Annotated in this window: 23 protein-coding genes; 16 read left to right on the top strand and 7 right to left on the bottom strand. The window is 56.7% G+C overall.

The features are described from left to right. Positions 1-2 precede the first annotated feature (2 nt). The 8 genes from NLM33_RS46650 (at position 3) to NLM33_RS46615 (ending at position 11,072) form a co-directional block, all read left to right on the top strand. Positions 3-599 carry a hypothetical protein gene (locus tag NLM33_RS46650; protein ID WP_254105597.1) on the top strand — a complete coding sequence of 199 codons (597 nt, stop codon included), beginning with the start codon at positions 3-5 and terminating at the stop codon, positions 597-599. Beyond that, positions 596-2,176 carry a hypothetical protein gene (locus NLM33_RS46645; protein ID WP_254105596.1) on the top strand — a complete coding sequence of 527 codons (1,581 nt, stop codon included), beginning with the start codon at positions 596-598 and terminating at the stop codon, positions 2,174-2,176. The genes NLM33_RS46650 and NLM33_RS46645 overlap by 4 nt, the downstream gene beginning before the upstream one ends. Positions 2,177-2,213: 37 nt before the next feature. After that, positions 2,214-3,343, top strand: a protein-coding gene (locus NLM33_RS46640; RefSeq protein ID WP_254095161.1) for an IS3 family transposase whose coding sequence is annotated in 2 segments (ribosomal slippage) — positions 2,214-2,466 and positions 2,466-3,343 — 1,131 coding nt in all. Because the reading frame shifts where the segments join, the coding sequence is not laid out codon by codon here. A gap of 192 nt (positions 3,344-3,535) precedes the next feature. Then, entirely contained in the window at positions 3,536-8,197 is a 4,662-nt protein-coding gene (locus tag NLM33_RS46635; RefSeq protein ID WP_254105595.1) for an S-layer family protein, read from the top strand. A 137-nt stretch (positions 8,198-8,334) separates the two neighbouring features. Further along, positions 8,335-8,517: a hypothetical protein gene (locus NLM33_RS46630; protein ID WP_254105594.1), complete on the top strand. Its 183-nt coding sequence runs from the start codon at positions 8,335-8,337 to the stop codon at positions 8,515-8,517. 342 nt (positions 8,518-8,859) lie between these two features. Next, a complete protein-coding gene (locus tag NLM33_RS46625) occupies positions 8,860-9,039 on the top strand; it encodes a hypothetical protein (protein WP_254105593.1) in 180 nt (59 codons plus the stop codon). A gap of 199 nt (positions 9,040-9,238) precedes the next feature. Next, a complete protein-coding gene (locus NLM33_RS46620) occupies positions 9,239-10,285 on the top strand; it encodes a hypothetical protein (protein ID WP_254105592.1) in 1,047 nt (348 codons plus the stop codon). A 202-nt stretch (positions 10,286-10,487) separates the two neighbouring features. Continuing rightward, positions 10,488-11,072, top strand: coding sequence for a hypothetical protein (locus tag NLM33_RS46615; protein ID WP_254105591.1), 585 nt, complete (start codon positions 10,488-10,490; stop codon positions 11,070-11,072). 10 nt (positions 11,073-11,082) lie between these two features. Here the strand turns inward: NLM33_RS46615 and NLM33_RS46610 are convergent, their stop codons facing one another. From NLM33_RS46610 to NLM33_RS46595, 4 genes are all read right to left on the bottom strand, one after another. Beyond that, positions 11,083-12,297 carry an HNH endonuclease signature motif containing protein gene (locus NLM33_RS46610; protein WP_254105590.1) on the bottom strand — a complete coding sequence of 405 codons (1,215 nt, stop codon included), beginning with the start codon at positions 12,295-12,297 and terminating at the stop codon, positions 11,083-11,085. A 3-nt stretch (positions 12,298-12,300) separates the two neighbouring features. Beyond that, positions 12,301-12,597: a hypothetical protein gene (locus NLM33_RS46605; RefSeq protein WP_254105589.1), complete on the bottom strand. Its 297-nt coding sequence runs from the start codon at positions 12,595-12,597 to the stop codon at positions 12,301-12,303. A gap of 137 nt (positions 12,598-12,734) precedes the next feature. After that, positions 12,735-13,211, bottom strand: a complete 477-nt coding sequence (locus tag NLM33_RS46600) for a hypothetical protein (protein WP_254105588.1) — start codon at positions 13,209-13,211, stop codon at positions 12,735-12,737. A 122-nt stretch (positions 13,212-13,333) separates the two neighbouring features. Continuing rightward, complete coding sequence (locus NLM33_RS46595) at positions 13,334-14,239, bottom strand: ArdC family protein (RefSeq protein ID WP_254105587.1); 906 nt, start codon at positions 14,237-14,239, stop codon at positions 13,334-13,336. A 606-nt stretch (positions 14,240-14,845) separates the two neighbouring features. Between NLM33_RS46595 and NLM33_RS46590 the strand changes: the two genes are divergently transcribed. Together NLM33_RS46590 and NLM33_RS46585 are read left to right on the top strand one after the other, a co-directional pair. Continuing rightward, positions 14,846-16,792, top strand: coding sequence for a DUF4209 domain-containing protein (locus tag NLM33_RS46590; RefSeq protein ID WP_254105586.1), 1,947 nt, complete (start codon positions 14,846-14,848; stop codon positions 16,790-16,792). Positions 16,793-17,113: 321 nt separating this feature from the next. Continuing rightward, positions 17,114-17,473 (top strand): hypothetical protein, encoded by a 360-nt coding sequence (locus tag NLM33_RS46585; RefSeq protein WP_254105585.1) that lies wholly within the window; start codon positions 17,114-17,116, stop codon positions 17,471-17,473. A 14-nt stretch (positions 17,474-17,487) separates the two neighbouring features. On the opposite strand, the gene NLM33_RS46580 is transcribed toward NLM33_RS46585, so the two are convergent. Continuing rightward, positions 17,488-18,399: a nucleotidyl transferase AbiEii/AbiGii toxin family protein gene (locus NLM33_RS46580; protein WP_254105584.1), complete on the bottom strand. Its 912-nt coding sequence runs from the start codon at positions 18,397-18,399 to the stop codon at positions 17,488-17,490. After that, positions 18,386-19,240 (bottom strand): type IV toxin-antitoxin system AbiEi family antitoxin domain-containing protein, encoded by an 855-nt coding sequence (locus NLM33_RS46575; RefSeq protein ID WP_254105583.1) that lies wholly within the window; start codon positions 19,238-19,240, stop codon positions 18,386-18,388. Before NLM33_RS46575 ends, NLM33_RS46580 begins: the two co-directional genes overlap by 14 nt. Positions 19,241-19,523: 283 nt before the next feature. On the opposite strand from NLM33_RS46575, the gene NLM33_RS46570 reads away from it, so the two are divergent. The 6 genes from NLM33_RS46570 (at position 19,524) to NLM33_RS46545 (ending at position 25,514) form a co-directional block, all read left to right on the top strand. Continuing rightward, on the top strand, positions 19,524-20,552 hold the full coding sequence (locus NLM33_RS46570; protein WP_254105582.1) for a nucleotidyl transferase AbiEii/AbiGii toxin family protein: 1,029 nt from the start codon (positions 19,524-19,526) through the stop codon (positions 20,550-20,552). A 61-nt stretch (positions 20,553-20,613) separates the two neighbouring features. After that, positions 20,614-21,456, top strand: a complete 843-nt coding sequence (locus NLM33_RS46565; RefSeq protein WP_254099474.1) for an IS5 family transposase — start codon at positions 20,614-20,616, stop codon at positions 21,454-21,456. 259 nt (positions 21,457-21,715) lie between these two features. After that, complete coding sequence (locus NLM33_RS46560; protein WP_254105581.1) at positions 21,716-22,495, top strand: hypothetical protein; 780 nt, start codon at positions 21,716-21,718, stop codon at positions 22,493-22,495. Between the two features lie 10 nt (positions 22,496-22,505). After that, a complete protein-coding gene (locus NLM33_RS46555) occupies positions 22,506-23,948 on the top strand; it encodes an SEFIR domain-containing protein (protein WP_254105580.1) in 1,443 nt (480 codons plus the stop codon). Between the two features lie 219 nt (positions 23,949-24,167). Continuing rightward, entirely contained in the window at positions 24,168-25,112 is a 945-nt protein-coding gene (locus tag NLM33_RS46550; RefSeq protein ID WP_254105579.1) for a hypothetical protein, read from the top strand. A gap of 207 nt (positions 25,113-25,319) precedes the next feature. After that, on the top strand, positions 25,320-25,514 hold the full coding sequence (locus tag NLM33_RS46545; RefSeq protein ID WP_254105578.1) for a hypothetical protein: 195 nt from the start codon (positions 25,320-25,322) through the stop codon (positions 25,512-25,514). Here NLM33_RS46545 and NLM33_RS46540 read toward each other — a convergent pair. Next, positions 25,478-26,788, bottom strand: coding sequence for a tyrosine-type recombinase/integrase (locus NLM33_RS46540; RefSeq protein ID WP_254105577.1), 1,311 nt, complete (start codon positions 26,786-26,788; stop codon positions 25,478-25,480). The two genes, NLM33_RS46545 and NLM33_RS46540, sit on opposite strands and share 37 nt — an antisense overlap. Positions 26,789-26,987 lie beyond the last annotated feature (199 nt).

The raw sequence follows: 26,987 nt of genomic DNA, 5'->3' as shown, positions 1-26,987 counted from the left end.
TTTTGAAGGATGAGCCGTCACCAGACCAGACGCTGGTTTCGTTCAGCGTTGCCGATGTGAACTACGTGGTGCCCAGAAACTATATCGTTTCCATGCCAAACTGGAGCGGCGGACCCCAGAACGGCCTGGTTGACATCAAAGTCACTTTCCCCGGTTTCCTTCCTCTAACTGAACAGACAAGGCAGTGTCTGACAGAGCCGCGGGCCTACTGGCCGCCAGGTTGCATTCCCGTCGAATTTTGGATTCAGGCCGGGGGGCGTTTGTCTGATGACGACCTATTTAAGAACATGACAAAACAGATCTCTCCTCCAGCTCTAAGAGAGGGGCCGTCGGGTTTCGAATTGTACCAATGGGGGGCGGGCGGCAGGCGGCGCGATATCTATCGAAAGAGGACGTCCCGCCACACGCTCATTATCGACTGCAGCTATTACGAGAATAGCGGAAAGATTGGAGCTGTTTGCAGCACGGAGTCTTTGCTGTCGAATGGCGGCGCTCTCTTCTATCGCATCGATCTCGACCAAATCAAAAACGCCGAGCAGATCGACCAAGGTATTCGAGCCCTAATAGAGTCCTTTACCACCAACGAGAGCGAAAAATGACCCAGCTGGTACTCAGTGCGGCCACTCAAGCTGCTATCAATCTTGCACTCGGGTCAGACGGGCTGGGAAATCCTGGCCAGAATAATGTCAACTACATAGCAGCATACAATGATATCTATAGTGACCTAGCTGCAAACGGTAACATCAACGTAGCCACGCTCGCGTGGTTCGAGCAGGCGCCGCTTGTAAATGGCGAAAAATGGAATCCGAGCGCGCAAGGAACGTTCATCTGGGACTATACTGCCGCCGCTGCGTTGGCTCAGGGCGCTACGATCACCTCGGACGATCTGCAAACTTCGTCAAACACAATAGCGCTGACCGTTTTCAAAACCCTTTCAAAGAACAATTTTGTCTTCGACGATTCCAGCGGTCCAAACAGCTTCTCCATCCACAATATTGTGGCCGTTGATGCTGGTGCCGGGCTGCAAGTCATCAAGGACGCTCATCCAACCGCACACCTTGACAACGCGATCTGGGGCGGAACACTGTTCGCAACCACTGAGCTGCAGGACGCAACCTACTTTCAAGACTTCAACATACAGCTCGGGTTAGGCACAAGAGATTCGGCGGCAATACTTGCTGGATTTTTTGCCGGAAGCGCCGGCGTTCTAGCGGCGGGTCTTCAACCTCAGTGGAATGCGCTCGTAAATGCCCATTTCATTGACATCAAGGCTCTTACCGCCGCTGCGTTGCCAACGAGCCAGTATTTGAAGCTTCCATCTTTTTCATCGAGCGCTAGTTGGACGTTTGGCGCCGTGACGGCACCGACCGCTCTCAGCGACCAAGTCGGGGCCGGCAATCTTGAAATTTACGATGCTGCTCTCGGCGAAGCGATCACCATCAACGGAGCAGATGGCGGCAGCGGGACGGCGGTTATCTACAGCCCGAATGTCGGGAAGCAGGTTATTCAATATGCCGACAATTCCGGAGACCTGATCAGCACAAACCAAACATACGACTTGGCGAACACGTTGGTTTCGACGTCCTTCAACTTCACCGATAGGTCTCCGATTACAGTCGCGGCGACCGTCGAGGATGCAACATATGACGTAGCGACTAACACGTTCACCGGTGCGCTTACCTACAATGATCCCATAGACGTCGGATCGCTGACTATCAACAGCTCAGGTGCGGGACATGTAACGCTCGCGGATGGGTTTCAGATCCCTGTAAGCACCAACGGTTCTATCAATCTATCGGCTCCCGCAGACGGTTCTACGGCTGAAGCAGCGCTGTTGAGCTATCTCAACGATCTTGGCGTGGCCTGGAACGCTGCCCAGCTCAACGAAACTCACGACGAATTTCTTCATCCCACCGGCGCCGCCTATACCGTCAACCCCTCGGTTGTTGTGCCGAACAGCAGTACGACAGCTCAGGTATTTTATGATTTGAGCCCCTACGGCAATTCTGCCGCGGGCGCCGTAATCGCGGGACAGGCAACCGTTCAGGCCACCGTCAACAACGTCCTCACCACACTTCAGGCTGATAATATTCTAAGAGCTACCGGCGATCTCTCGCAGGACAACAGAGCTGGCTCCGCAAATTCGGACAGTAGCTTGAGTGGATTTTCTGCCTGAGAGCGGCGAGGCTTCTTGCCGCGAATCAGGAGCGAAGATGACGAAGAGGAGTCGCCGGACGCATTCTCCGGCATTCAAGGCAAAGGTGGCTTTGGCGGCCGTGAAGGGGGAGAAGACGTTGGCCGAGCTGGCGCAATTGTTTGATGTCCATCCGAACCAGATCACGACCTGGAAGACCCAACTCCTGGAAGGCGCCGCCGGAGTGTTTGGGCAGGACAACGGACCGGCCGAGGCGCCGGTCGATTTGAAGGCGTTACATGCCAAGATCGGCGAGCTTGCGTTGGAGAACGATTTTTTGTCCGGCGCGCTCACCAAGGCGGGCCTGCTGAGCGCAAAGCGATGATCGACCGCGACCATGATCTGTCTGTCGTGCGCCAGGCGAAGGTCCTGAACCTTGCCCGCAGTACGGTTTACTATGAACCTCGGCCGGTTTCGGCCGAGGACCTTGTCTTGATGCGCCGGCTCGATGAGCTGCACCTCGATTATCCCTTCGCAGGGGCGCGCATGCTGCGATCGCTGTTGCAGCGTGAGGGCATGCAGATTGGCCGCCGCCACGTCGCGACGCTGATGAAGCGCATGGGGATCGAGGCGATCTATCGCCGTCCGAACACGAGCAAGCCCGCACCGGGCCACAAGATCTACCCGTACCTATTGCGCGGATTGAAGATCGAGCGGCCGAACCAGGTCTGGGCAATGGACATCAGCTACATTCCGATGCGACGTGGATTCGTCTACCTCGCGGCGGTCGTCGATGTGTTCAGCCGACGGGTGTTGGTCCATCGCGTATCGATCACGATGGAGACGATATTCTGCGTCGAAGCGCTCCAGGAGGCGTTGGCGAAGCACGGCAGGCCCGAGATCTTCAACACGGATCAGGGTAGCCAGTTCACCAGCCTCGACTTCACCGGCGTGCTGCTGGACGCGAACATCGCCATCAGCATGGACGGCAAGGGTGCCTGGCGCGACAACGTGTTCGTCGAGCGGCTGTGGCGCACTGTCAAATACGAGGAAGTCTATCTGCGTGCTTACGACAGCGTGCTCGAGGCGCGAGCATCGATTTCCAAATATCTGGCGTTCTACAACCGAGGACGTCCTCACTCGAGCCTTGACGAACGCACGCCCGACGAGGCTTACTTCGGCGCGCAAACGATGGTGACGGCCGCATGATCGTCGCCAACGATTTTGCTGCGGCTCTGGTCGGGCTTACGCCCTCCCGACGCCACAGCAAAATCGTAAAGCCCCGCCTTCAGCATAACCCGGCAGGAATCCACTTAATTTTCGCGGGGCGCTGTCCAAACAACCGGGGCCAGCTCTAACATCAGCGGTATACAGGAGCTGGATGGCAGTGGCACCGTCCAATTGACGGCTGCCCAATTCAACAGCTTTTCGAGCGTCGGCGCTGGGACCATCGTTGCAGCAACTGGTGGCGTATTCGATTTGACGACTAAGAATCCCCTTCTTTCGGGCGGCGATATGCTCGCCAGCGACTGGAGCGGCACAAAGCTCGTTGGAAACGACGAGACCCGCAATCTTACCGCCAGCCTGTTCGGCAATGATACTTTGATTGCAGGCAATCAGACGCATGCCAACCTTATCGCTGGCGACGGCGTGGATACAATGGTCGGCGGCACCGGCGGCGACATCTTCGCTGTTGGCGTCGACATAGTAGGCATCCCCTATCATGTCGGCCCTACGCTTTCAGGCGCGGCCGGAAACCCGGCAGCAGGTTCTGTGATCGAAGGTCATGGCGATGGCAACATTCTATACGCGCACGGGGATATTTCAGGCATTTCGATTTCGGGCGTCCAGACGCTACAGATGTCGGGTTCGGTATCGCTGGCACCTTCCCAACTCAGCAGTTTCAGCTCGATTCAGGGCGGCGGCACGATCGAGGCCGTGGTCGGCGGCATCTATAATTTTGAGGGTAAGGCCGGAAATACCCCGCTCACGGTAGTCGCAGCGTCCGATAACGGTACGACACTGATTGGCGACAATGTCGGGAACGAGTATCTGACCGCAAGCTCTGGAGGTAACGATACGCTTGTCGCCGGAGCCGGCGACAGCGACTATCTGATTGCCAGCGGAAGCTCGGGTAATAATACGCTCGACGCATCCAAGCGAACAGGCAGCGGCGCTGTTGCCGATGTCAGCAACAGCTTTGGCGACAATCACTTGATAGCTGGCGCGACGGCAGGCCAGGGGTTGAACGCGGCGAACAGCTTCGGCGACAACGTTCTCGACGCGAGCCGAAGCAGCGGCGGAGATTATCTCGACGCGAGCGACAGCGATGGCAACAACCAGGTCATCACCGGATCAGGTGGTGGCTATAGCCTGAATGCGAGTGGCAGTTTTGGCGACAACACGCTGGATGCCAGCAAGACAACGACCGGGACAGACTTCCTCGACGTCAGCAATAGCTTCGGCAACAACATTCTCATTGCAGGCTCGGGCGGCGGCGATACGCTAAATGCCACGGGCGCCATCGGCGACAATACCTTTGTCGTTGGCGCAGGGGGCGCAACAATCCAGGGCGGCGAAGGCGACAACACGTACAAGTTTGCGCCGGGATTTGGAAATACTCTTATCACCAACCAAAATCCAAACTCAATTCAATCCATCATTCAGTTTGAAGCAGGCATCTTGCCGTCGCAGGTCGTGCTCTCGCAATCGGGAAGTGACCTGGTACTGACTGTTGGCGGGAACACAATAACAGTCCAGAATGAATTTGGCGGCACAAACAATCAGATCAGCGCGATCGAATTTTCAGATGGTACGACTTGGAGCCCAAATCCCACCTCTGGGCAAACGTTGCTTGTCGCCAGCAATGCCGTCGATCTCACCGCCAGTCAATTCGGTTCGATACCTAACATCGTCGGCGGCGGCACTATTTTCGCCACGACGACTGGAACCTATGATCTCTCATCCAAATCGACCGCTGCCATCAACCTCACAGCGACGGCCGCTGGTGGCACCACGTTGATCGGTAACAATGCCGCTGGTGAGACGCTAACAGCCAGCAGTACCGGCAATGACTTTTTGACTGCGGGGAACGGTGCCCACGATTCGCTATTTGCCGGATCGGGCAATGATGTGCTGACCGCCGGTAGCGGTGGTGATTTTATGGTTGGCGGCTCTGGTGCTGACACCATGACCGGGGGCACGGGTGACGACACGTTCTTTGTTGGGACAGGCAACGCCACGCTGCAGGGTAATGGCGGCAATGACAGTTATGTCTTCATCGGCCAGCCGGCCACTTCAAATTACACAATCAACAATCTTCACACGGATAGTGGACAATCCACTATTCGATTCCTGTCTGGATTCGATTTTGCGACATTTCAGCCTATCGCTGGCGTGGTAGAATCACAGGTCACATTCTCGAAATCCGGCAATGACCTTGTCCTGACAATCGCCAGTGACCCGATCACCATTCAGAACTACTTTCTGGGTGATCAGTACAAGATCAGCAGTATCCAGTTTGCCGATGGCGCGTCTCTGACGTCATCGCAAATCGATGCGATGGTTACAACTTCGCTGGCCCAGGCGACCCTGAACGCGCCACCTGTGATCAACTTCGGGAATATCCATGTTGGCGCTACAGCCAGCGAAGCTGTTAGCCTGACCAACAGCGCAACGGCTCCCGCCGAAGCGCTCGATGCTTCGATCGGGTCCGTGTCGGGTGCAGCCACCGCCAATGGTTCCTTCTCGCAACTGGCCGCCGGCAAAACCGATGCGACCGATATCACCGTCGGCATCGACACGGCCACGGTCGGCACAAAGAGCGGAGCGGTCACGCTCCTGCTGTCATCCGACGGTACCGGCATCGACAGCAACGGCGTCACGGCATTGCCGGCTCAAGCGCTTCAGGTCTCGGGCACAGTCTATCGCGAGGCCGCAGCTTCCATCACGGCGCCCGGCAATCTGATTGTCCATGTGGGCGATGCGGGCAATGAGACTTTCACAGTCAAGAACTCGGCTGCCAATGACGGCTATTCCGAAAACCTCGTCGCCAGCGTTGCCGGCACAAGCGGCAACATAACGGCCAGCGGCACGACCGGGGACATCGCCGCACAGGCGAGCAGTTCAACCATCACCGCACATTTCTCGACTGCCGCAGCCGGCGTTGTATCGGGTGCGGTTACAGTTGCGCTTGCCAGCGACGGCAGCGGCATTGATGGTCTCGGCACCACCAGCCTCGGTCAGCAGACGGTTTCGGTGAATCCCACCGTCAACAACTATGCCAAGGCCGCGATCCGGGAGATCTCGGGCGGCGGTACGCTGGTCCAGAACGGCAATCATTCGACATTGACGCTCGATCTCGGTCCGGCAAGTGTCCAGGCTCCCGATACCGCACGCTTCAATCTCGGCGTCCTGAACGATGTTGCGGGACCATCTGACTTTCTGTCCGGCAGCTTCTCGGCTCCGGCAGCCAGCGGCTTTACGCTGACCGGGCTTTCGGCCTTCAGCGGCCTTGCCGCCGGTCAGTCCGACACCGCGCCGACGGTCAGCTTCAAGGCCACCGCGGCTGGCACCTACACGGAAACCATGACTCTCCACTCAACAGGCTCGAACGCAAGCGGCTATTCCAGCGCACTCGCCGACCAGACCATCACCATTGTCGTCAATGTCGGCCAGACCTACAGCCCGACGAACAAAGCCGATACCGTGCATGGCGGAGCGGGTAACAATGTGATTGTTGCCACCAACGGCACGCTCAATGCCGGCGATAAGATCGATGGCGGTCCGGACGGACACAATACGCTCGCGCTGCAGGGAGGCGGGACATTTGACCTGCACGCCCCTGCTACGCTGACCGATATCCAGACCATGACGGCGCAGGAAGGAGCCGGCAGTGCCTGGCAAACGCTCTATCTGCGCGACGGGTTGAGCGCCACTGTCAATGTGGCGTCGGCGGCGGCCGGCGCGAAGAATCCGGGCATAACCATCCACGGTGCCAATGACAGCGACACCATCAATCTCGGCTCCGGCAATGACGATGTGTTCCTCGGCAGTACCGCCGAGACGGTCAATGGCGGCAACGGCAACGATACCTTCCATGTAACGGCCGCCACCATCGGTGCCACCCTTCATGGCAGCACTGGGAGCAACCTGCTGGATGTCACCGGCGGCGGCACCATGGCCATGGGCTCGAACATCACCGGCATCAAGACCGTCAGTCTCGAGAGTTCGCCGACAAGCTATACATTCACGACCAATGCAACAGCCGGTCTCACGATCAACGACGGCGGCCGCAACGATACGATCATTGTTGCCGGCTCCGGCGATACCATCAACGCCTCGCATGCCACGATCTATCTGAATGCGGGCGTGACCGGCGCCACCATCGTCGGCAACGACGATATCGTTCATATCCAGAGCGGCGATACCTACAAGCTGGTGGGATCGCACGACACCGTCATCACCGATACGGTGGTCACGGCTCAGAATGGCAGCACCATCGCGCACTACAATGGCCTGAGCACGGAGGTTGACCTTCCGGGCCTATCGTTCGATCCGTCAATTCAGGCGGGCTATGCGCTCAACTGGTGGCATGGGTCGGGCGACCTGATCGTCAGGGATCACGGCGCCACGGTCGATACGATCCATCTTGCCTCCGTCCAGAATGTGGGCAGCCCGCTTGTAGCGCCCGACGGCAACGGCGGCACTTTGCTGCTGGACACAGTCGCCGGCCATGGCAATTCCGATGCCTTCAATTTCCGGGATTTCGGCCCTCCGGGGTTTCAAGACGCCGCGCACGAATTCAGCAACGCCAACACACTGGCAGGCGTTACGACCATCGGCGATCAGTTTGTATTCCATGCCGATCAACTGACGTCCCCTGCTGCCGGCATGCCGAATCTCGCACTGCTGACCGGCTTCGACCATCCGGAGAATCTCGGTCACACGAGTCCTGGCGCGAGCCATTCAACGGAGTTTGTCGATCCATCGCAGCTGGGTCATGTGCCACAGGTGCCCCAATGGGAGCACCTGCTTGCCGGTGACGGCTTCCATCTGATCTGATCTGATCTGATCTGAACGGACCGGTCAGATTTCATGCGATCCCGCCAACCGGTATCGAGGAAGGCGGGTGACGCGCGCGGGGTATTTTACTCGGCGATCGGACCTGCTATGTAGCCCGCCCGATTGAGGAGAATAACGTGGCGAAGAAGAAAAAGACTCCGGTTCGCAAGCCCTACACTGCGGCTGATATCAAACTACTGAAGCAGCATTCGAAGGCAAGGACGCCGGTCGAGAAGATCTCGAAGCAGATGAAAAGGACTGTGGGATCGCTTCGACAGAAGGCTCAAAAATTGGGATTGGGTCTCGGTCATCAACGCTGATTGTCATCGGCGTATCCCCAACATAGTTCGCTATACAAAACGCCGGCTGGTCGTTGACTGAACGAGTCGCCGGCGCGTCTTCCGCGTGATCATGTCGCGTGGACCGCAGCAGTTCGCCTTGATGTCACGCTGCATCAATTCTTGAACCCTCCCGCGCACGCAAACTTCCTCCGTTAACCGCGCCACGCGCCCCTTTCCGGCCTATCGCACCGGCCTCGGCAGGTGCGCAAGCGCGTCGCGCTCGTCCGCTTCGCTTCCGCCAAAGGTGCGCCGTGCCTCCTCCGTCGCAACGGCCTCCGTCCGAAGGCCGCGATTGGCGGGGTCCTAGCGATGGAGGAAACAATGCTGCTCTGGACGGTCAGTGAACTGATGCACCTGACGCGAGACGAGCTTTGCAGCCTCGACGGCAACTTGCGGCACGCTCTGGCGGAATTCGAGGCCGGCGCATGCGAGCGTAGCGATGTTCTGACGACGCTCGACAATATCCGCCGTGTGATGGTTGCGCGAGGTTTACATTATTGAGCGGCTCGATCCGAGATCGCCATTTTCGGCTGCCAAACGCCTCGCGTGAAAAGAGGAGCTTTGTGTCCTCGAATGCATTCACACAACCTTCACATCCGACGGTTGTGGATTGCGGGGAAAGTCGCCGCGCTGGATTTCGCCTCACTTTATGCGCCTGCAACCTCACCTAGAGTTCCCCGATTGCAAAGGGGGACTTTTAATGCGTTGGGGCATTCTTCTACTAGCGCCCATGCTGGGCGGTTGTGTCACTGATAACGGCGCCGGGTTCACAAGCAGCATCTCTGCTTTTTCGGCCGCATTCACCACCCAGGACAATCTTGAGGTCGATCTGATGAAGGATCTGGCCCGGAAGTCGAACGAACTCGAATTTGTTTCGAACCACACCTACTCATGTGGTGATCCGAACGATCGTTATCTCATTGAGGCCGGTTACAACTATCAGCAGCTCGATTTGAGGTTCGCCAAGAAGCCGAAAGGCTACGACGCGCTGCTCGCTGCCAACAAGAAGGAACGCGAGAAGGACGCGCTGTTGAAGGCGATCGCGACGTATGGATCAACAATCAAGGGCATCGCGTCTGGCTACCAGGCCCTCCACGACAATCTGACAACGATCCAGAAGGATGTCGACACGCTAAAGAGCAGCGCGTATCTCGCAGAAGTCGCAGGCATGCTGGGTGCGCTGAGCACCGTTCTGAAAATAGCGGACGGCGTCAGTTCTGCTACGGAAGGCGCGGCTATATACGACGCAGCTCGCACGATGCAGCCCGCGCTCCAGGCTGCCGCCAAGAAACTCAAGGACGAGCACGCGCTCGCCAATCTGACTGACTCTGAAGCGAAAGCGTTCAGTTATTGGGACTCTTGCGCTACCGAGCGCCTTAGATTCATTCGCGACTATTACCCGTCATACTACAAGCCTAAGCGTGCCGACCTTTACAGCTATAATGATCAAGGTGAGCCGCACCTTCGCTTTCAGGGCATGGCGCCAACCAGCGTGCTCGATTTCGCAAAGGAATACCGCCAGTATTTACTTGACCGTGAGGTGTTCATCGCTCGCCGGCCGAACTATGTCGGTCTGATCGATGCGATCGTGAAAGCAAACGCGGATATCGTAACGGCTACACCTCAAGACGCGCTCGCGGGTGCCTCTCAGCTCGTCGGCCTCACGAGCTTGATACCGGCATCTGCGGCGCCTGCGACGACTGCAACCAAGCCAACCGTTGTCGCCAGCAATAAGTCAAAGAAGTAGTCTCGCGGCCGATCTAGTTGACGCGACATTGCCTGGGGCGGAAAACCAACCTCGGGACGTTACTGGGGAGGAGGATTCCTCGGGACCGGTGGTCTAGCTCGTTAGCGCCGGCAATCCGGAGTTCGCGACGGGGTGATGGTTGCTTATGTGTTTTGTGCCGAAACGGCTAAGCCGGGCTTGGTAGGAAAGCGAGAGCAGAGAAATGGACAAAGCACTTCAGAAAAAGGTCGATGGCAAGGCTGACGTCTACCTCCACAATCATCTTGCCAATTCCGCTTACTGGTTCAAACGTCAGATTGAGAAGAAGATCGAGGACGGCCAGCGAGACGGTATTGCCTTCGACTATCTCGCCTGCGCCGTATCGATCGCTTTCACTAATGAAGCCCACATCAACTTCTTCGGCATGAAGTGCATTAAGGGGTTTGTCGAACGAGACCCGATCGAGAGCAAAGTTGCCACGGTCTTCAACGCATTCAAACTGCCGATCGTCTGGGAAACAAGGCCGTTGAGTTCTTTCCGGGCGATGAAGAATTTGCGGGACACTCTTGCCCACGGAAAGCCCGCCGAGATCTGCTACAACAGGGTCGTGAGTGCTACACCCGACCAAGAGGACATCATAAATAACCTGAGGGCTGATTGGCAGAAGGCACTGACGCATCAGCCAATAATGGACGCCTACAAGGACATGGACGACGTGTTCAAGCTTTTGCTGGAGAAGTCAGGGCTGACTCTATTCGACACGATCGAGCAGACCAACTACACCATCAGCCTCATCGAGAAAAAATAGAAATAATAGCTCAGTCGTCATTGTCCGTATCGTCGAGAAACGGGTTGTCGTCGTCCTCGTCGAAGTCATCGTCCACTCGGTAAACGCCTAGCCGATACGGGAAGGTCGAATATTCTCGGGTTTTGAGACCGGAGAAGCCCATGGCGATCGCTAAAACGGTTCCTTGTATGCGCAACTTGCCTGCCTCAGACGTTATTGTCCCGACCCTCACGATGCTGCTGACATCCACGCGCCCGGAAACCCACCGCCCATGCGCCGAGGAAGATGTAGCCTCAAACCGGTCCAAGGTGAATTCGATGATAACCTTGTTCGCCTTTCGCACGCCATCTACCGTCTGGCCTGGCCCTTCTGTTTGTTCGTTTTGCCTCGCGAAGGTATGCAAACCCTGCACCAAGATGTAGTCACCAGGACTGAGGAGCGCCGACAATACGCCTCGCTCCAGATCATCCGATATATTGGCTACTGTCAGCTTCTTGAGGACGGCATGTAGTACGTCGCGGACGTACGAGTACAGATTGCGGCCGTAGCTATCGCTATACATCCATCCTGTATTCTCCGAGCGAACCAGGAGAACACCGTCTTTGTTGCACAGCCCCAGTCTTCGGGCGACTGCGAATCCATTCAGCTTTCTAAACGCCACGCGCTGCTGGGCAGCGAGCTCGAAGAGGCGCTGATGGTTGAAGTAAACCCACGCTGAGTGGTGCTCTCGTGACTGATTGAGGATCGCACGGGTCTCCATCTCGGCCACATGGGCTTCCCAGTTCCTCTTGAAGCCGCACAGCTTGACCGGATCAAGATTTTGGGTCAGCTCACTCCTGGTGTGAACCTTGGCGTGATCCAGCGTGCAGAGAACGGACAAGTTCGCCACGCGGTGATCGCGCGATTCTGTCCATTTCTTGATGTGGTGGACGATGACTCCCCGGTTCTCTCGACGGCACACGCAGCAAGTGAACCGGTTGGCGTATAATACCTCGATCAGGTTCTTAGTGGGCGGCGGCGGGCGGCCATCACCGAGAATATTGTCAACCGCAAGCTTGTTAAGGCGGAGCTTTCTTAGTTCGGGCCGCTTCATCTGCTTAAGCCTGGCGACAGTGTAGCCTCGTTTCCTTAACTTGACCGCCTTCGTCGTGCTGATGCCGTAGCCAACGAAGGCAAGATCCGTTCTGTTGGTGCTGCTGTCGGGCTCCCTCCGCATACCGGGGTGCTGTCGGTCAATTCGGCTCACGGGCTAGCCGTCCGTCACAGGCGATATCCCGTGTACCACGGGCGTAACGCTCGGATCGCTGGCTAGCTCAGCCGCGAAGTGTTTCCAGGCGTGATGAGTCTTTGGCCATCGCTTGGCGTCGACAAACAGGTCATCACCGGCAAAGACATAGTGAACCTCAGCATTTGGACAAAGCGCCTGAAGCTCACTTTTCGCAGCTGAGCGATCCTTGCCCGGAATGCCTGCGGTGGCATAACCAAGTTCGACAAAGCTTTTGGCAACCCTTCTAAGAACAGCTTCGCTTGCAAACACGGTCGTCACCACCACCTCCAGCTGTAAGCTTGCGGAGATTGCACTATTTACCTTTGGTGCTCAACCGAGCGTTGTCCCTAGGATGCGAAAACCCCCGCCAATTTGCTTGGCGGGGGTGATCTGCACCGTTCCGAAGGGTCACAATATCAGCCTCGGAACGCTTCCATCCGGTGCGATCCATTCCGGCCTCTTGCTGGCCGCCGCGCCGGACGCTTCGCCGCCTTGGCCAACTCTTCCTTGGCGCCAAGGAGTTCGGCGATGATGGTTTCCGGCGTGGTCAGCAGAAGTTTGCTCTGCTCGCCGCCGGCAAGATCGCGCCATTTGAGGCGCGTCTTGTAGGGCTTTGCCGGATTGAAGCTCTCGGTCGGCTCGAACGTTTCGACCCGGAACACGATCGCCCGGTTCACGGCAACACAGTCTTCCATGAACAGATGAAGGCCGTGGTCGCTCGCGAATTCCTGCGGCGTCTGCTCGGTGAGAACGATATCGCGATTAAGCAGGACGAGCCGCGCCTTGAAGGCTTTCTCCGGCTTGAATTCCGGATTGGCCGCCGGATCGAATGGCTCGACGAACGCAACATGTGCGAGCGGTACAAGTTTCTTGCCGATGGTGATGACTGTCATAGGATCTCCTTGGTTCGGGTTGAGTAGATTCCGGTCTACCGAAAAACAGGCCACGACCGGACCGAAAGGATTGGGAATCGAAGCGGAACGATTGGGAATGGTTGGTAGCCCAATCGTGCACCTCACGCGGCCTCATGTTCGGCGACATCCTGCGGCTTCTGCAACTCGTTCAAGAAATCCGCCGCGCGCTGGGCGTGCGAGGCAGCCGCAAAGATCGCGCGCTTGTCATTCTTGAGTGCTTTGATCCACGAACCGATATAGGCGGCGTGTTCGTCCCTCACCTCGGGTGTCAAACCGAGATCGGCGGAAAGAAACGCGGCGCCGAGCTCGGCCACCAATTCCTCCATCGCGTAACCTTCATCACCAAAGCGCTTGCGGCCAAAATCGCGGTTGAGACGCTTTTCGTGCTTTGTCCAATGCGAGCATTCGTGCGCGAGCGTCGCGTAGTAGCTTTCGGCGCTCTCGAAGAAGTCGATGCAGGGCATGCGGATGTTGTCGGTCGAAGTCACATAGCAAGCCTTGCTGCCGCCATGCACGATGCTGGCGCCGGTCGCGGCGAAGAAGGCCTCGGCGTGTGCAATACGTTCCACGGACTCCGGTCGTCGTTCGGGCTGCGCATAGTAGTGAGACGGCAAGCCTTCGATCTGCTCGACATTGAAGACCGTGTAGCCCTTCATGAAAGGAATGGCGTGTTCGGCTTCTTCGCCAGTCTCGGCGTTGGTCTCGCTGCGAATAATCTTGTCGGCATAAACGACCAGCGAACCTTCCTCGCCCTTGCGCACATGCGCACCAAGTTCTTTCGCCTGCCGGAAGGTCATCCAGATCGGGGCGGCATAGCCTTTTTCGACAGCGGCGGACCACAGCATCAGAACATTGATGCCCTGATAGGGAACGCCGTTGCCGCGCAGGGGCCGCGTAATGCGTCCTGCACTGTGCTCGACCTTCCACGGCTGGTGCCAGGGCCGCACGCCTTTCTCGAGTTCGCGAACAATGTGATCGGTGATCTTCTGATAAACATCGGTTCTCATCTTTGCCTCCTGGCTTGCCGGTTGCGCATGCAACCGGAACTAGGCCAGCGCCGATGAGCAGGGGTGGGCCGTCACAGGCCGGAAAACGAGCGGGCTTGGTGCGGGCCGGAGCCGCAACGCGGCGACTACACGGCCGCCGTTTTTCGCCCCTCATTCTTCATGAGGGGCTTGGCCTTGACGGCCCGGGGGCCGCAGGCCCCGACCCGGCGTGCGCGAACGCGCATCGCCGCAACTGAAATGGCACCCGGGCCGCGTGAGCATAGCGACCCGAAGGGGCACGCGGGACGAGTGTAGCGACGAGATCGGTTCAACAGCGGCACCCGACTGGATGGGCAGTGATAGCGGTCGCCGACTTGTCCTCCGAAGCCTTGGCGTAGGAGGAAGGCGAGCCCCTTTTCCGAGTGCCCCCGGCGAGGAGCGCATCAGACTTTGCGCGAAGGATTGTGACCCGCAGGGCCGAGACAACCTGGCTCGGCGACATCCGCGATAGCGGTGGCGTAAAGCCTGATCCGCGGTCAGCGGACGCGCCTTGACCGCTTACCTATGGCTTCCCACATGATATCTCGATCAACCTTTGCGCGAACATAAACCGACAACGAGAAGATCATGGACGATACAACAGCCGGCAATGCTGCGACCGACGAAGGCGAGGCTAGCCCGCAACCAGTACTGTGGGCGCGGGCTACCTTGGCCGATTTGGCTGGTGTTGACTTCGAAGATCCCGTCGAGAAATCAGACAGCGCGGATAGCGCGAAGCTATCGGATCTTTTCCGAGCGGCTGTGGGGGCTATCGGTCCGAATGGCGAACTGCCGGATACACCTTCTACCCGCCTTTTCCATATGCTGGCGGCGGCTACTGGCATGATGTTTCGGTCAAGCGAACCCAATGAGCCCTTTGGGGCGATGATGGTTCGATCCGATGGCCTTCGCACCGCCCTGCCGATCGATTTTCGCGGTCCGCCTGCCGAGGTCATGGCCGAGATGGCCCTCCACGCCAGACACCCGGTCCTTCGCGCGCGGCTCGCGGATATCGGCTGGGTCATCGATCGCAACGCCCAGCTCGCGGCCATAGCCGCCGAAGCCTACGCGGACATCGTCGCGAAAGTCGAAGCGGGCGAACTTCGGTTTCGTGGCGAAAATGATCGAGGGGTACTCACATTCGAAGCCCGTGACCTGTTGCGACGCGCTCTCCTGATCGGCCGCGCGATCGGGGCCGACAAGCCAGGCCCGGCGGCAGCGCGCGATATCGTGACGAGATTGAGGATGAAGGCTTTCGGGCAAGGCTTGATGGTGCCGTCGCTGTGGTTCGGCCATCTTGCCCTCGATTTTGGTGTTGGCGACGCTGGCGAGATCGGCGGTCAAATCGAAGCGCTCATCGGCAGACTTCCCGATGGCTCCGACCCGCACACGATTGTCAATCTCTGGCGCATGGCGGCGCGGGCCTATCGCATTGCCAAGAAAACCGAAGATCAGCACCGCTCGCAGTCGGCGGCCGCTGAGCAACTCGTCGACATAGCCGCCAATCAGCCAATGGCAATTATAGCCTCGCAGACGCTGACCGAAGCGATAGCCGAGTTGCATGGGGTGCCCGGCAAGAAGGATCGGCGCAAAGAGTTGCGGCACCGTTTGATCGACGTTCAAGCCGGCATCGTGGATGAGATGTCGGGTTTTACGATCCCTACCGATCTTGAGGAGATCGCCCGGTGGACGGAGCAGCAAATGCAACATCCGTTGCTGCGCGACAAGCTATTTTCTTTCGCTGCGCTCGCCCGATCACCCGATCCTGCCGACCTCGAGCAGGAAGCAAGAGAGGCTATCCGGGAACACCCGTTGTCGTCGCTCTTTGGCAGCTCGCACCATGATCGCGAGGGCAAAGTCGTTCACCGGAGTGCAGGCGCCGGGTTTGGCGATGGTACAGATGCCTCCGCCATCGAGCGTCAGGTTGCTTTGGGCGAAAATATTCGGCGACACCATGCGGCGTCGGGAAAAATTGAGGTCGCGCGTCGGAGGATAGTGGCGGATCATTATATCTCCGACGATATGCTCGCGGATTTGCTCGCGCATAGCCCATTCGTGCCGCGCAATCTTGTGATGAGCTATAGCCGCGGATTCACCCGTTTCTTCCAGGGCGACTTTGTCAGCGCAGTCTACGTCCTGACACCTCTTCTCGAGCAATCGCTCCGCCATGTTCTTAAGAACTCCGGATATGACGTCACGAAACTGAATGACGCAACCAAGACGCAGGAAGACCGTACGATCTCGTCGCTCTTCGAGCAAATGCGGACCGAGCTGGTTTCGATATTCGGCGATTCGATCGTCGCGGATATTGAAAATGTGTTCCTGAAGAAGATGGGCCCCAATCTCCGCAACCGGCTTTCGCACGGCTTGCTGAGCGACGGCGACCCTTATGGTGATGATGCGATCTATGGCTGCTGGTTGATCTTTCATCTGTGCATGCTGCCGCTTTTTGAGTTTCGCTCACAATTGACGCTGCCTTTCGACCGGGCGACGGAAGATCAAAGCAGCCGCCTCGATGTCGCAGCAGAAGAATGACGACTGCATAACCGGGCATGAGCCAGCGTCACCGCTCGCGATACCGGTGTATGTCAGCAACGCATTTCATCGGAATGTTTTGTAACCTTTTGAAATCGCAGCTTTTTAAATTGACTTTGGGGCTACCAAAAAAAGACAATAGGAGCCTTCCCCAAGCCCGCTCTTTGAGACCAGAGGCGGGCAAAGATCGCGGAGTTACCTGTTTTCGGCAGTTCACCCAAGAGACCGGCCAGCTAGGTTCAAGCGAATACTCCGACCTATCTCCCCCGGGGATGTCCTTTGCAGTCGCAAGGGATGGATCAACAGCAATTGGGAGGACAAATGGACCCGAAGAGCGACAGCCCCGACGAATACGGCAATGACATGTTGGAGGGCGCAGCCGCGATCGCTGAATACCTGTTTGGATCACGGGAGCTTCGGCGCAAAGTCTATTATCTGGCAGAGACTTCGAAACTGCCCATCTTCAGATTGGGGGGAATGCTGCGCGCGCGGAAGTCGCTGCTCAGCGGGTACATCAGGGTGCAAGAGCAGCGCCCCATCAGGCTGCTTCAGATTCAGGCTCAGATCGCCGCGCTATCGGGGACGATCCAACAGCTCGAACAAGCCGGTTTCGATACGGCCGAAGCACGACATCTTATGGCAGAGCGTCGCAAGGAGCTGAAAGGCATGTCGCGTCGGTAAGCTGGGTGCGAGGCTTATTTGAAGAGAACCTTTTCCAGAGCCACAACGAGCTCCGCGCGCTTTTCCTTGGACAGCTTGTCGAGATTCTGCTGACGCCACTTGACGGCCGGCAATTCGGCCGCTGCGGGTATGCCGAGGAGGTCCCAATCGGGCTCGCCGCGTTCGAACGATACGAGAAATTTCCGGTGAGCCTCTGGCATGTTGCCGACAATTTCTTGAATTAGGGTGTTGCGCGCCGCAATAAGGTTATACTTCAAAATGGGCTGATCCGTCATCCCTTCGAAGCCGTGAAGGAATTCATCGCTGATGTCTTTTTGAGGCGAGCCAAGCACCTCGAACATCGGCCGGTCATGGCTCAAGAGATAGACGATGAAGGCCTTGCGGAGTTCATCGGTGATACCTTCATTGGCAAGAAGATCGCGAATATCGAACAGATCACGCGGATGCTGGCGATCTAAAGCGGCAACGATCTTTCCGCCATAGAGGTCTGCAAAAGAGACGGTACGAGCCTCAGCGAATCCGAATTCCTCCTCAACGGCGGGACGCACCGAAGTCAGGACCGGCTCGAAGACGCAGCCCCGCAGCACAGGCGTGACTTCAATCTTGATCTGGACGTTCTGCGAGCGAACCACGAGTTTGACGATCGTCCCCTCTTTTCGGGTCTCATGGACCTGCGCGCCGGGAATTTTGTCTTTTATCTTCGCAACGATGCGCTTCATGGCCTCATCAATGTCGGCAAGTGATTCAGCTCGCGGCGCGACAGGAACATAGGTCAGATCGATATCGACGGAGAGGCGTGGCATGTCGCGGACAAAAAGATTGATCGCGGTGCCCCCTTTCAGGGCGAAACACTTCTCCTCGGTGACAAGCGGGAGAAGGCGCAACAGCAGCGCGACCTGTTTTTTGTAGACGTCAGCGAACGCCATCGAGCTCTCCCGGCACCGTTATCTGATAGGTCGGGTCGAGAACGCCACCTTTCACGAGCATGCGTTTGCCGTGTCCGAGATCGACGGCTTCCTTGTTAAGCCGTTTGAGCCAGGCATGGTTGTGACGATCGGCAAAATAGAAGAAGAGACGCTTGACCTTTACGCTTGCGCAATCCTTCAGAAGCTTCTGCAGGCGGTCCGGCCGAAGGTTGGCAAGGCCACCGAGCAGGGCATCAACCTGTTCGAAGCTCTCGTTGTTTGGCAATTCGTCGAGCAGCTCGAAAACGGCGCGCTCAGGCGTTGACAAGGTCAGAGACCAGTCCCATTGCCCCCAATTCAGTTGAGCGACGTCGCCTCCCCGAAAGGCCGTGACGTCCGTCATCTTTCCGGTTTCGACATTCCAGCGGACGCTACTTATGCCTTTCGAGACGGGATCGTTTTTGAAGAGCCGCCGGTCATTATGGTAGACGAACTTGACGGACAGCGGCAGCTTATCGACCCAGGATGGCGGCGACTTGGGGCCGTAGAGATGAACACGGGTCGTCGCTTGCGGCAGGTAATGAGCGTATCCTTGCAATTCGAGCGCCGTACGTCCGCCCAGAACGAGCGGTGAATAATTCAGGATGCCTTGAAGGGATATCACCACTTGCTGCCAGCTCAGTTCATAGCGTGGCCGCCGGAAGACCCCTCGGGCTGGCTGTTCAAGCCAACCGCGCTGCACATAGAGATGTTGGAGCTGGGTGGAATAGCCCTGCCGCTTGAGCCAAGCAGAATCGACCACCAACCCTTCGGGAAGGAGCTTATCGAGCTGGTTTAAGAGTTGGCTTTTTTGTCTATCCATACTTGATATAATAGCACAACTTCAAACCAATCTCCAGTTCGAAGATGGATCCGCAGATCAACCGACAATTGATATTTTTGATGATATGTAAACCAAATGCTTTTGGTCGCTGCTTTAAAGGGTGAAAAAGGGGGAAAACCCCGATGGCACAAAGCTGAAAGCCGAACAAAGATAGAACAATTTCGCTTAAGTTGCTACAGTTCCTGCTTACAAGCGAAATGGGCCGAACCGAGCCAGTCTTGGTCACCCGATTTGCTGATCAGGACAGACGATTTCCAACTCAATGATTACCGATACCGAAATCGAGCAAAAAGCCGCCGAGCTGGATATCTCCCCGCAGAATGTCGAGCGTGACTACGTCCATGGCTGGCTCTTGCGCGAAATTTTTGCGCATCAGCGACTTTCGAACCTTCTGGTTCTCAAAGGAGGCAATGGCATTCGCAAAGGCTATTTGCCCGGTACGCGATATTCCAAGGACCTGGACTTTTCCTGCGAGACCGCCCTCGACGAACCCCAGCTCCATGCTGACCTGAACGAGGTTCTCGAAGCAGCCAAAGCCGGCAGCGGCGTTCAGTTCGTCATGGACCGGACCCGCGTTGCAGAAAAGCAGTTGAAGATTCCCGATGTCCACGCCCTGGAAGTGCGGGTGTACTTCAAGGGATTCTATGCAGAAGAGAGTGTGACCCTGCGCTCTCACCTCGATATCAGCGAATTTGAAAAGCCATACCTGCCGATCCAGACGCGGCCGCTGCTGCATCCTTATTCCGACCAGATCGCCTGCTCGGGATCAATCCGTTGTCAGAAGCTTGAAGAACTTCTGGCCTCGAAACTGACCACCTTGCTCTTCCGGCGCAAGGCCCAGGATCTCTTCGACCTGTTCTACTCGATCGTCTTCAGCAAAGACTTCCCGGTCAGTCGTGCCGAGGTGGTGCGCACGTTTCTAAAGAAATCGATCTACGACGCTGAAGCCCAGCAGGCGCGAACGCAATTGCTCGCTGTTCCGCTTCAACTCTTCCGCAGCCTTTGGGACGATCTTGTGACGCCTAGGGCAAGCCGCATCAGTTTTGACATGATCCAGGGTCGCTTTGCCGCACTGATTGAGGACCTCTTCGGGTTGCTCGAGCCGGCTATGGCAGGTCCCACTGGCGGTATTAGACGTCCCGTTTCTAGAGCATTCGCTTACGGTGGAAGCTTCATTCCTGGCGCACGCCAAATCATTATCGAAGCGGGTCGGTCACGAACCATGATCGAAGCGGAGTATCACGGCGTCCGGCGGTTGATGGAGCCCTATAAGTGTCCGACCGAAAAATAAGTTGAGTGATATCAGCGAGTTCTGATTCCATTGGTGTTGCGAAGCATCAAAGGGATCGAGAATGTGGACTGATATCACTCGGGCACAGTTTGCCCGAGAGGAGCTGCGTTTGCCAAGCGACTTGACGGATGCGGAATGGGTCGTGCTGGAGAGGTTGCTTCCTGTGCGGGCCAAGCGCGGGCGGCGCCCGAAATGGAGCTATCGGGACATCGTCGAGGCAGTGCTCTATCTGCTGCGCGGCGGGTTGCCGTGGCGCATGCTGCCGCCCACTCTGTTTCCACCAATGACCACGGTGCAGTACTATTTCTACCAATGGCGGGACAGCGGATTGTGGCAATCGATCAACCACGCACTCCTGATGCTGGCGCGCGAGGCGATCGGCCGGGAGGCCTCGCCGACGGCTGGTGTGATCGACAGCCAATCGGTCAAGACCACCGAAGGTGGCGGCCCTCGCGGCTACGACGCGGGGAAGAAGATCAAGGGTCGAAAGCGCCACATCGTCACCGACACCCAAGGGCTCCTGGTCGGCGCGATCGTTCACGCTGCCGACGTCCAGGATCGCGATGGCGCGCCAGATGTCCTGTGCAGCATTCGCTACCGCTTCCCCTGGCTGCGCCATATCTTCGCCGATGGCGGCTATGCCGGCGGAAAGCTCAAGGCGGTGCTGGGAAAGATCGGCCGGTGGACTGTCGAGATCATCAAGCGCTCCGATGCCGCACAGGGCTTCGAGGTGCTTCCGCGCCGCTGGGTGGTCGAACGAACCTTCGCCTGGCTCGGCCGCAACCGCAGATTGGCCAAGGACTTCGAGCGAACCATCGAAAGCGCAACTGCCTGGCTCTTCCTCGCCTCCGTCCAACTCATGACAAGGCGCATCGCAGCCATAAAAACAGCAATGCAATTTTGAGTCAGACTCTAAGATCGAATTCAAGGTTCGCAAGAAAGACAACCGCGGGTTCGAATATTTCTGGGCCTACGATCGCACAGGCGGCCGAACAAGCGGACCAGGCATCAAATGCTTCTTTTCGGACGAGCTCAGAAATATCACCGCAACAAACTTATCATTCACACCGCGAGATCAAGTCATGTTCTGACTGCCGTCAGATACCGTGACGAGACAGATCGCCGGGAGAACAGCCCGTGACGGCCGGGCTTAGCGACAACACATGCGTGACCCGTGGTTCCCAATTCTATTGATCCTAATTGTGCTAGTTACAGTGTGGCTCGGCATTTTTGGACCTTTGCCGGACGGATTTGCCAAGTGGCTACAAGGTTGGCAAACATTGATCGGCGCAAGCGTCGCGGTGGTTGCGGCCACCATCGCATATTGGAACACCAATCGTTCCTTGGCCCACAGTGAAAAGCTGGAAACACGAAGACGCCGACAAAAGCAGACTGCTCTAAGAGCGATGTTGCCACTCGCATTGGCCCAAGTGGGTGCTTATGCAGAACAGACCGCAAAGGCTTTGCAAACACTGATCACGCAGTGCGATCAAGAAACCCTGCCCTTTGACGTCGTACAAGTTGATTTCGTAAAGCCGCTGCCGTCTGAAACCTTAAAGTCATTCTCCGAATTCATCGAGTACTCCGATGAAATGAGCGTCGATGTGATTGCATCCACCGTCGCGATGATTCAGATCCACGATTCTCGTTTGCGCGGCATACTGCAAGACAATCACGATCCGTCGCGATCGCGGGTTATCGTCCGAAGTGATCTGGAGCGGAGCATCGTCGACGGTACGATCATCTACGCAGGCGGGTCGTCCGGATTCAACTATGCTCGGCGACGACAGGACAGTTGGCCGGACGAATTGACTTGGGACGAAGTCATACGCGCATTGCGAAATATGGGTTTCTTCGACGATGAGCATCCGCGCCTGCACGAAGATGTAGAACGGCGCGCCACACAGTCCCGCGGCCCCTTTGACCTTCTGCGAACCCGTTAAGAGACCAGCAATGTCAAATCCAGTTGCCTTCATTTCATACTGCTGGAGCTCCCCCAAGCACGAGCAATGGGTGATGGAGCTTGCAACAGAGCTGGTACACAACGGTATCGAGGTTCGCCTCGACAAGTGGGACCTGCGCGAGGGACAGGACGCGCATGCTTACATGGAGTCGATGGTGACCGATCCAAAAGTCACCAAGGTACTGGTTATATGCGATAAAAAATACGCGGATAAGGCCGACAAGCGAGCAGGCGGCGTCGGCACCGAATCCCAAATCATGTCAGCGGAGATTTACAACAAGACCGACCAAACCAAATTCGTCGCAATCGTGCCCGAGGTCGACGAAAACGGCGAACCTTATCTACCTCGCTTCTTTACGTCCCGCGTGTATATCCTAATGACCGAAGCACTGTATGGGTCAAATTTCGAACAGCTTCTTCGATGGCTCTACGACAAGCCGCTCTATGTTAAGCCGGCTGTCGGGAAGATGCCGGTGTTCCTGAAAGAAGATCAACCGATAGATTTGGCACGCAGCAGAGCGAAACGAGCCGTCGAGAATGCCTCCACTGAGGCGCTAGGCCAGCTCTCTCTATCGACGAGTTCGCTCGATAGCTTTCTTGGCACGCTGGTCACCGCTTTTAAGGACTTCTACGTCGACCCCTCTTCGTCTGACTTCCCCCAGGCAACTCTCGACAGCATTGAAAAATTTCTACCGTATCGAAATGAGTTCATCGAAGTCTTGATGACTACCGCGCCGCAGGCCGGATCGGAGACAGCAAGGTCGCTGCAGCGCTTTTTTGAGCAGATCATTCCATTCATGTCGCGACCGGAAAACGTCACTTCTTATCGGACTTGGGATTGGGACAACTTCAAATTCATCATCCACGAGCTATTCCTGTACACTGTCGGGATCCTACTCAAATATGAGCGCTTTGATGTCGTAAATGAGCTAATCGAACTGCGTTTCTTTATCCGAAGTAGTGAGCATCGCGACGATGAGGCGATGCAGCCGTACTCGATCATCTGGAGTCCCCTGGAAGCGCTGCGCCCCAAGGAAGTCGAACTACGTCGTGTTTCGCTGAGGGCCGACCTCCTAGAACAGCGTAGCCATACAACTGGCATTCCATTCGCGCAGCTCATGGCCGGTGATTTCATTTTGTTTCTACGAGCAACGACCTTCACGGGAAGCTACGACCATTGGTATCCAGAGACGCTCATGTACTCGACATTCCGGTTTCGTCCTCCGTTCGAACTTTTTGCGCGATCCGAGTCCAAGCGCTATTTTTCAAAACTCGCTCCTGCGATCGGCGTCAAAGACAAGGCGGAGCTAGAGCAATTGGCGCAGACCTATTCTTTGGACGGAGCTAAAGGCAGATGGCTGCCACGTTGGCAATACAATGCCCTTAACATACGTGGATTGGCCAACCTCGACAGGCTTGAGACTCGACCCTAGGCTTGCAGCATGCGCCCGGTACGACTTCATCTCGATACATCGGATTACGCGAGGATGTACCGTGCTCCCTCGGGCTCGTCTGCGGAGCAAGTCCGAGGTATCCTAAGGAACCTAGTCCGCGCTGGACAGGTCGAAATTGGCTTATCTTATCATGTGGTTTTCGAACTGCTGCAAAAGGCTAGCCAAGAACATCGCGCCGACCGAATGGAGCGCGCTCGCATGTTGAGCGAACTGTGCGGGCGAAATGCATTGCCCTATCCCAGCGATCTCGGACGGGGAGCTCGCTTTTCGAACGATGGTTTGTGGGTGCCACACGTCGAACTCGAAGAAATTGAGATCGAGAATGTCCTGGAGCACCTAATATCCGAAGTCATCAATCATCCTGCTTCAAGTAACTTTGAAAGGCGCGTGCATTCGGACCGGAAGTATCTGGCTGCATGGATTAGGGATTGCTCATCACATGCAAGCCAGCTCCACGGACGACGGTGGCCACTTTTGTTTGCGCGCGACTTCGCGACGGACGGGGATTTGGCCCGTTACTTGTCCGAAGACATGACACGTCAAGCGGCAAACGCCAAACTTCGCTTTCATATCACAGACCCAGTTTCAGTTTATGCGACCTATTTCGATCTCTATGACCGTGGCGATCCGATTGCAGAACGTCGCGATGCACTCTCGGCAAAAATTTGCATCATGCTTGAAGATCTACGAAGCATGCTAAGCAATGAAGACGATCTGCGCAGGAGAATAGACGACGCTCTTGCGTTAGAGGGTGAACAAGCATTGTCACCTGACGGTCGTGCGGAGCTATCTAAAATAAAGACGGAACTCAAGACATTTCGTGCCGAAACCTTATCACCGGAGGAGTTGTCAAGGCAGGTGCCGGCCTGGAAGGACATGCTCGGAGAGGAAGGGGCGCTGATCGCGGCGCAAATTCTCTTCGCTTTTCATCGCGAGGCGCGCCCGATCAAACGCTCCGATGCAATTGATTTCATTCACACGAGCTATCTGCCGCATGTCGATCTATGGCGCGGAGACAGGGCCTTCAGCGATCTTCTTATCAAGCATCGAGTGAAATTCTCCGAGCGTGTCGTGTCATCGCTTGATGAGCTTCCGTTACGAATAGAGGCCGAAGCGGCGCGTCTAACAATACGACCCCATTAAGCGCAACTAGCATCCAGCCCCCAGGGAGATATTCCCACTTGCCGATCGAGCAAATGAGGGACCTGAAAAATTAGAACGGAATGGGAAAGGTTGGGAGCGCCGGCCGTTTCCCAATGATTGCGAGAACGCCATTCGCTGTTGAGTTGTACGCTGGTTTAAACGACCAGACGGCAGCACATGCGAACCGAGCAGACATCCCAGCTTACCATGATCGAGCGCATAGAGCGCGCTCTGGTGCTGCTCGCTTATTTCATCGAGCAGGATGGCGATTTCTGGCTCCCCATGTACGAGAAGTTCGAAGCAGAGCTTCAGGAACTGAAGGACAAGGAGGACACCAAGGCGCGCGCCCGCCGTCGACTGATGGCTTACAGTGCCGCCGGGGCTTTGAAAGCGATCCGCTGAAGATACTTGAGCTTCAATTCGAGAGACGGGCCTTTTCCGTACTTCGGCTTATAGGTCTTATGGCCCATGAGACTGTCGATGAGGCTATCCGGGGCTTCAGCCGCAATCAGTCGATCCTTGAAGCTGTGTCGCAGGGAGTAGACCGTGTGTTCTTTGGTCGGCCGCAGCCCATTCTCCTGAAGATACTTATTCAACGTGGCGGAAAGGTTGGAAGACTTGTCTCGATAGCGCGGGAAGCCCTGCGGCCGCTTTTTCATAGCGGCGAGCGCAGCACCCACCAGCGGTATCTCTCGCTGCGAGTCAGCCGTCTTGAGGCGACGTCCTTCCGGCAGGATCTTCACGTGCGGTATCGGCCCCTTCAGAATGATCGCGTCTTCCTGGAGGTTCACGACCTCTGAAGGCCGCAAGCCAGTATCAGCCACCACGTACAAGACCAGGCGGGCATCCTCGTTCAAACCATCCAGCGCGCCCTTCGCAAGCAGGCGCTTCTGAACGAACTCCGTTTCATAGGGCACCCGCGGCCGTTCGATTTCACCCTTCAGCCGCAGTCCCTTGAAAATATCAGGCAGGTTGAGCCGCCGTCGAACGCTGACCTCCTTCAGCATCCGGCTTAGCTGGCCAATATCCTTGTTGGCCGTCTTGGGCTCGGCCTCTTCAGCAATGATGCGGCCACGCCACCATTCGCAATAATTGATGCCGTCCTCTTCGATGATCTCATTGATGGGCTTGTCTTTGGCAATCTTCACGAACCGTTCGACGGCCCGCGAGCGGCCATTCCGCCAGATACGGAGCTGATCGGGTGAAAGATCCCTCACCTCGTCCTTGGTCATGGCTTCGTATTCGGTAAAGAGATCGGACAGCATGAAGGCTGGTTTCTTTTCAGCCCCGAACAAAGCTGCACGGGTTGCACTATCGTCAGCCACTCCCTTTGCGACGAGGGCCTCCAGGCGCTGCAAACGAGCCTCCGGCGGCCGACGAAGCAGTTCGTCGTGTTCGATGTACTCAAATCCCAATAAGCGCGTGCGCTGCCGCGCGGACTCATAGCCGTGGAGCTGCTCTGTGCGATGTCCGTTGGCGAGTCCCTTCCAGAAGATTTCGAGTTGCTCATTGAGCTGCTGCGCGACTCGAACGGCACGTCGTCCAGCACGATCATCGGCGATCTTGATGCGTGTGGAATGCTTGATGACACCACGACGGTCGAGCTTCGCGAACTCGATCGGTACGCGACGAACGAACTGCCAGGTGCCATGACGGCGGGTGAGAAAATCGGGCATTCTCAAAAACGTGTTGGACGAAATGTTGGACGTTTTGTTGGACGTTTCTTGAGAATACACGTATCAAACGCAGCCTGAAAAGTCTATGTATTTCGGTTGTTTACGGAATTTTTGGGAAAGTTTGGGAAGGACTGGAGCGGGTGAAGGGAATCGAACCCTCGTATTCAGCTTGGAAGGGTTTCGGCGGCTGAATACTTTC

This window comes from Bradyrhizobium sp. CCGUVB1N3 (assembly GCF_024199925.1).
Classification (GTDB): Bacteria; Pseudomonadota; Alphaproteobacteria; order Rhizobiales; family Xanthobacteraceae; genus Bradyrhizobium.
Note: the sequence above shows the minus strand (reverse complement) of the source record. Positions and strands in the feature narration are given on the sequence as shown.

Coding starts and splice junctions, on each gene's coding strand:
- NLM33_RS46645 (WP_254105596.1), top strand. CDS start 596: ATGACCCAGCTGGTACTCAGTGCGGCCACTCAAGCTGCTATCAATCTT.
- NLM33_RS46625 (WP_254105593.1), top strand. CDS start 8,860: ATGCTGCTCTGGACGGTCAGTGAACTGATGCACCTGACGCGAGACGAG.
- NLM33_RS46620 (WP_254105592.1), top strand. CDS start 9,239: ATGCGTTGGGGCATTCTTCTACTAGCGCCCATGCTGGGCGGTTGTGTC.
- NLM33_RS46615 (WP_254105591.1), top strand. CDS start 10,488: ATGGACAAAGCACTTCAGAAAAAGGTCGATGGCAAGGCTGACGTCTAC.
- NLM33_RS46600 (WP_254105588.1), bottom strand. CDS start 13,211: ATGACAGTCATCACCATCGGCAAGAAACTTGTACCGCTCGCACATGTT.
- NLM33_RS46595 (WP_254105587.1), bottom strand. CDS start 14,239: ATGAGAACCGATGTTTATCAGAAGATCACCGATCACATTGTTCGCGAA.
- NLM33_RS46590 (WP_254105586.1), top strand. CDS start 14,846: ATGGACGATACAACAGCCGGCAATGCTGCGACCGACGAAGGCGAGGCT.
- NLM33_RS46585 (WP_254105585.1), top strand. CDS start 17,114: ATGGACCCGAAGAGCGACAGCCCCGACGAATACGGCAATGACATGTTG.
- NLM33_RS46580 (WP_254105584.1), bottom strand. CDS start 18,399: ATGGCGTTCGCTGACGTCTACAAAAAACAGGTCGCGCTGCTGTTGCGC.
- NLM33_RS46575 (WP_254105583.1), bottom strand. CDS start 19,240: ATGGATAGACAAAAAAGCCAACTCTTAAACCAGCTCGATAAGCTCCTT.
- NLM33_RS46570 (WP_254105582.1), top strand. CDS start 19,524: ATGATTACCGATACCGAAATCGAGCAAAAAGCCGCCGAGCTGGATATC.
- NLM33_RS46565 (WP_254099474.1), top strand. CDS start 20,614: ATGTGGACTGATATCACTCGGGCACAGTTTGCCCGAGAGGAGCTGCGT.
- NLM33_RS46560 (WP_254105581.1), top strand. CDS start 21,716: ATGCGTGACCCGTGGTTCCCAATTCTATTGATCCTAATTGTGCTAGTT.
- NLM33_RS46555 (WP_254105580.1), top strand. CDS start 22,506: ATGTCAAATCCAGTTGCCTTCATTTCATACTGCTGGAGCTCCCCCAAG.
- NLM33_RS46550 (WP_254105579.1), top strand. CDS start 24,168: ATGTTGAGCGAACTGTGCGGGCGAAATGCATTGCCCTATCCCAGCGAT.
- NLM33_RS46545 (WP_254105578.1), top strand. CDS start 25,320: ATGATCGAGCGCATAGAGCGCGCTCTGGTGCTGCTCGCTTATTTCATC.
- NLM33_RS46540 (WP_254105577.1), bottom strand. CDS start 26,788: ATGCCCGATTTTCTCACCCGCCGTCATGGCACCTGGCAGTTCGTTCGT.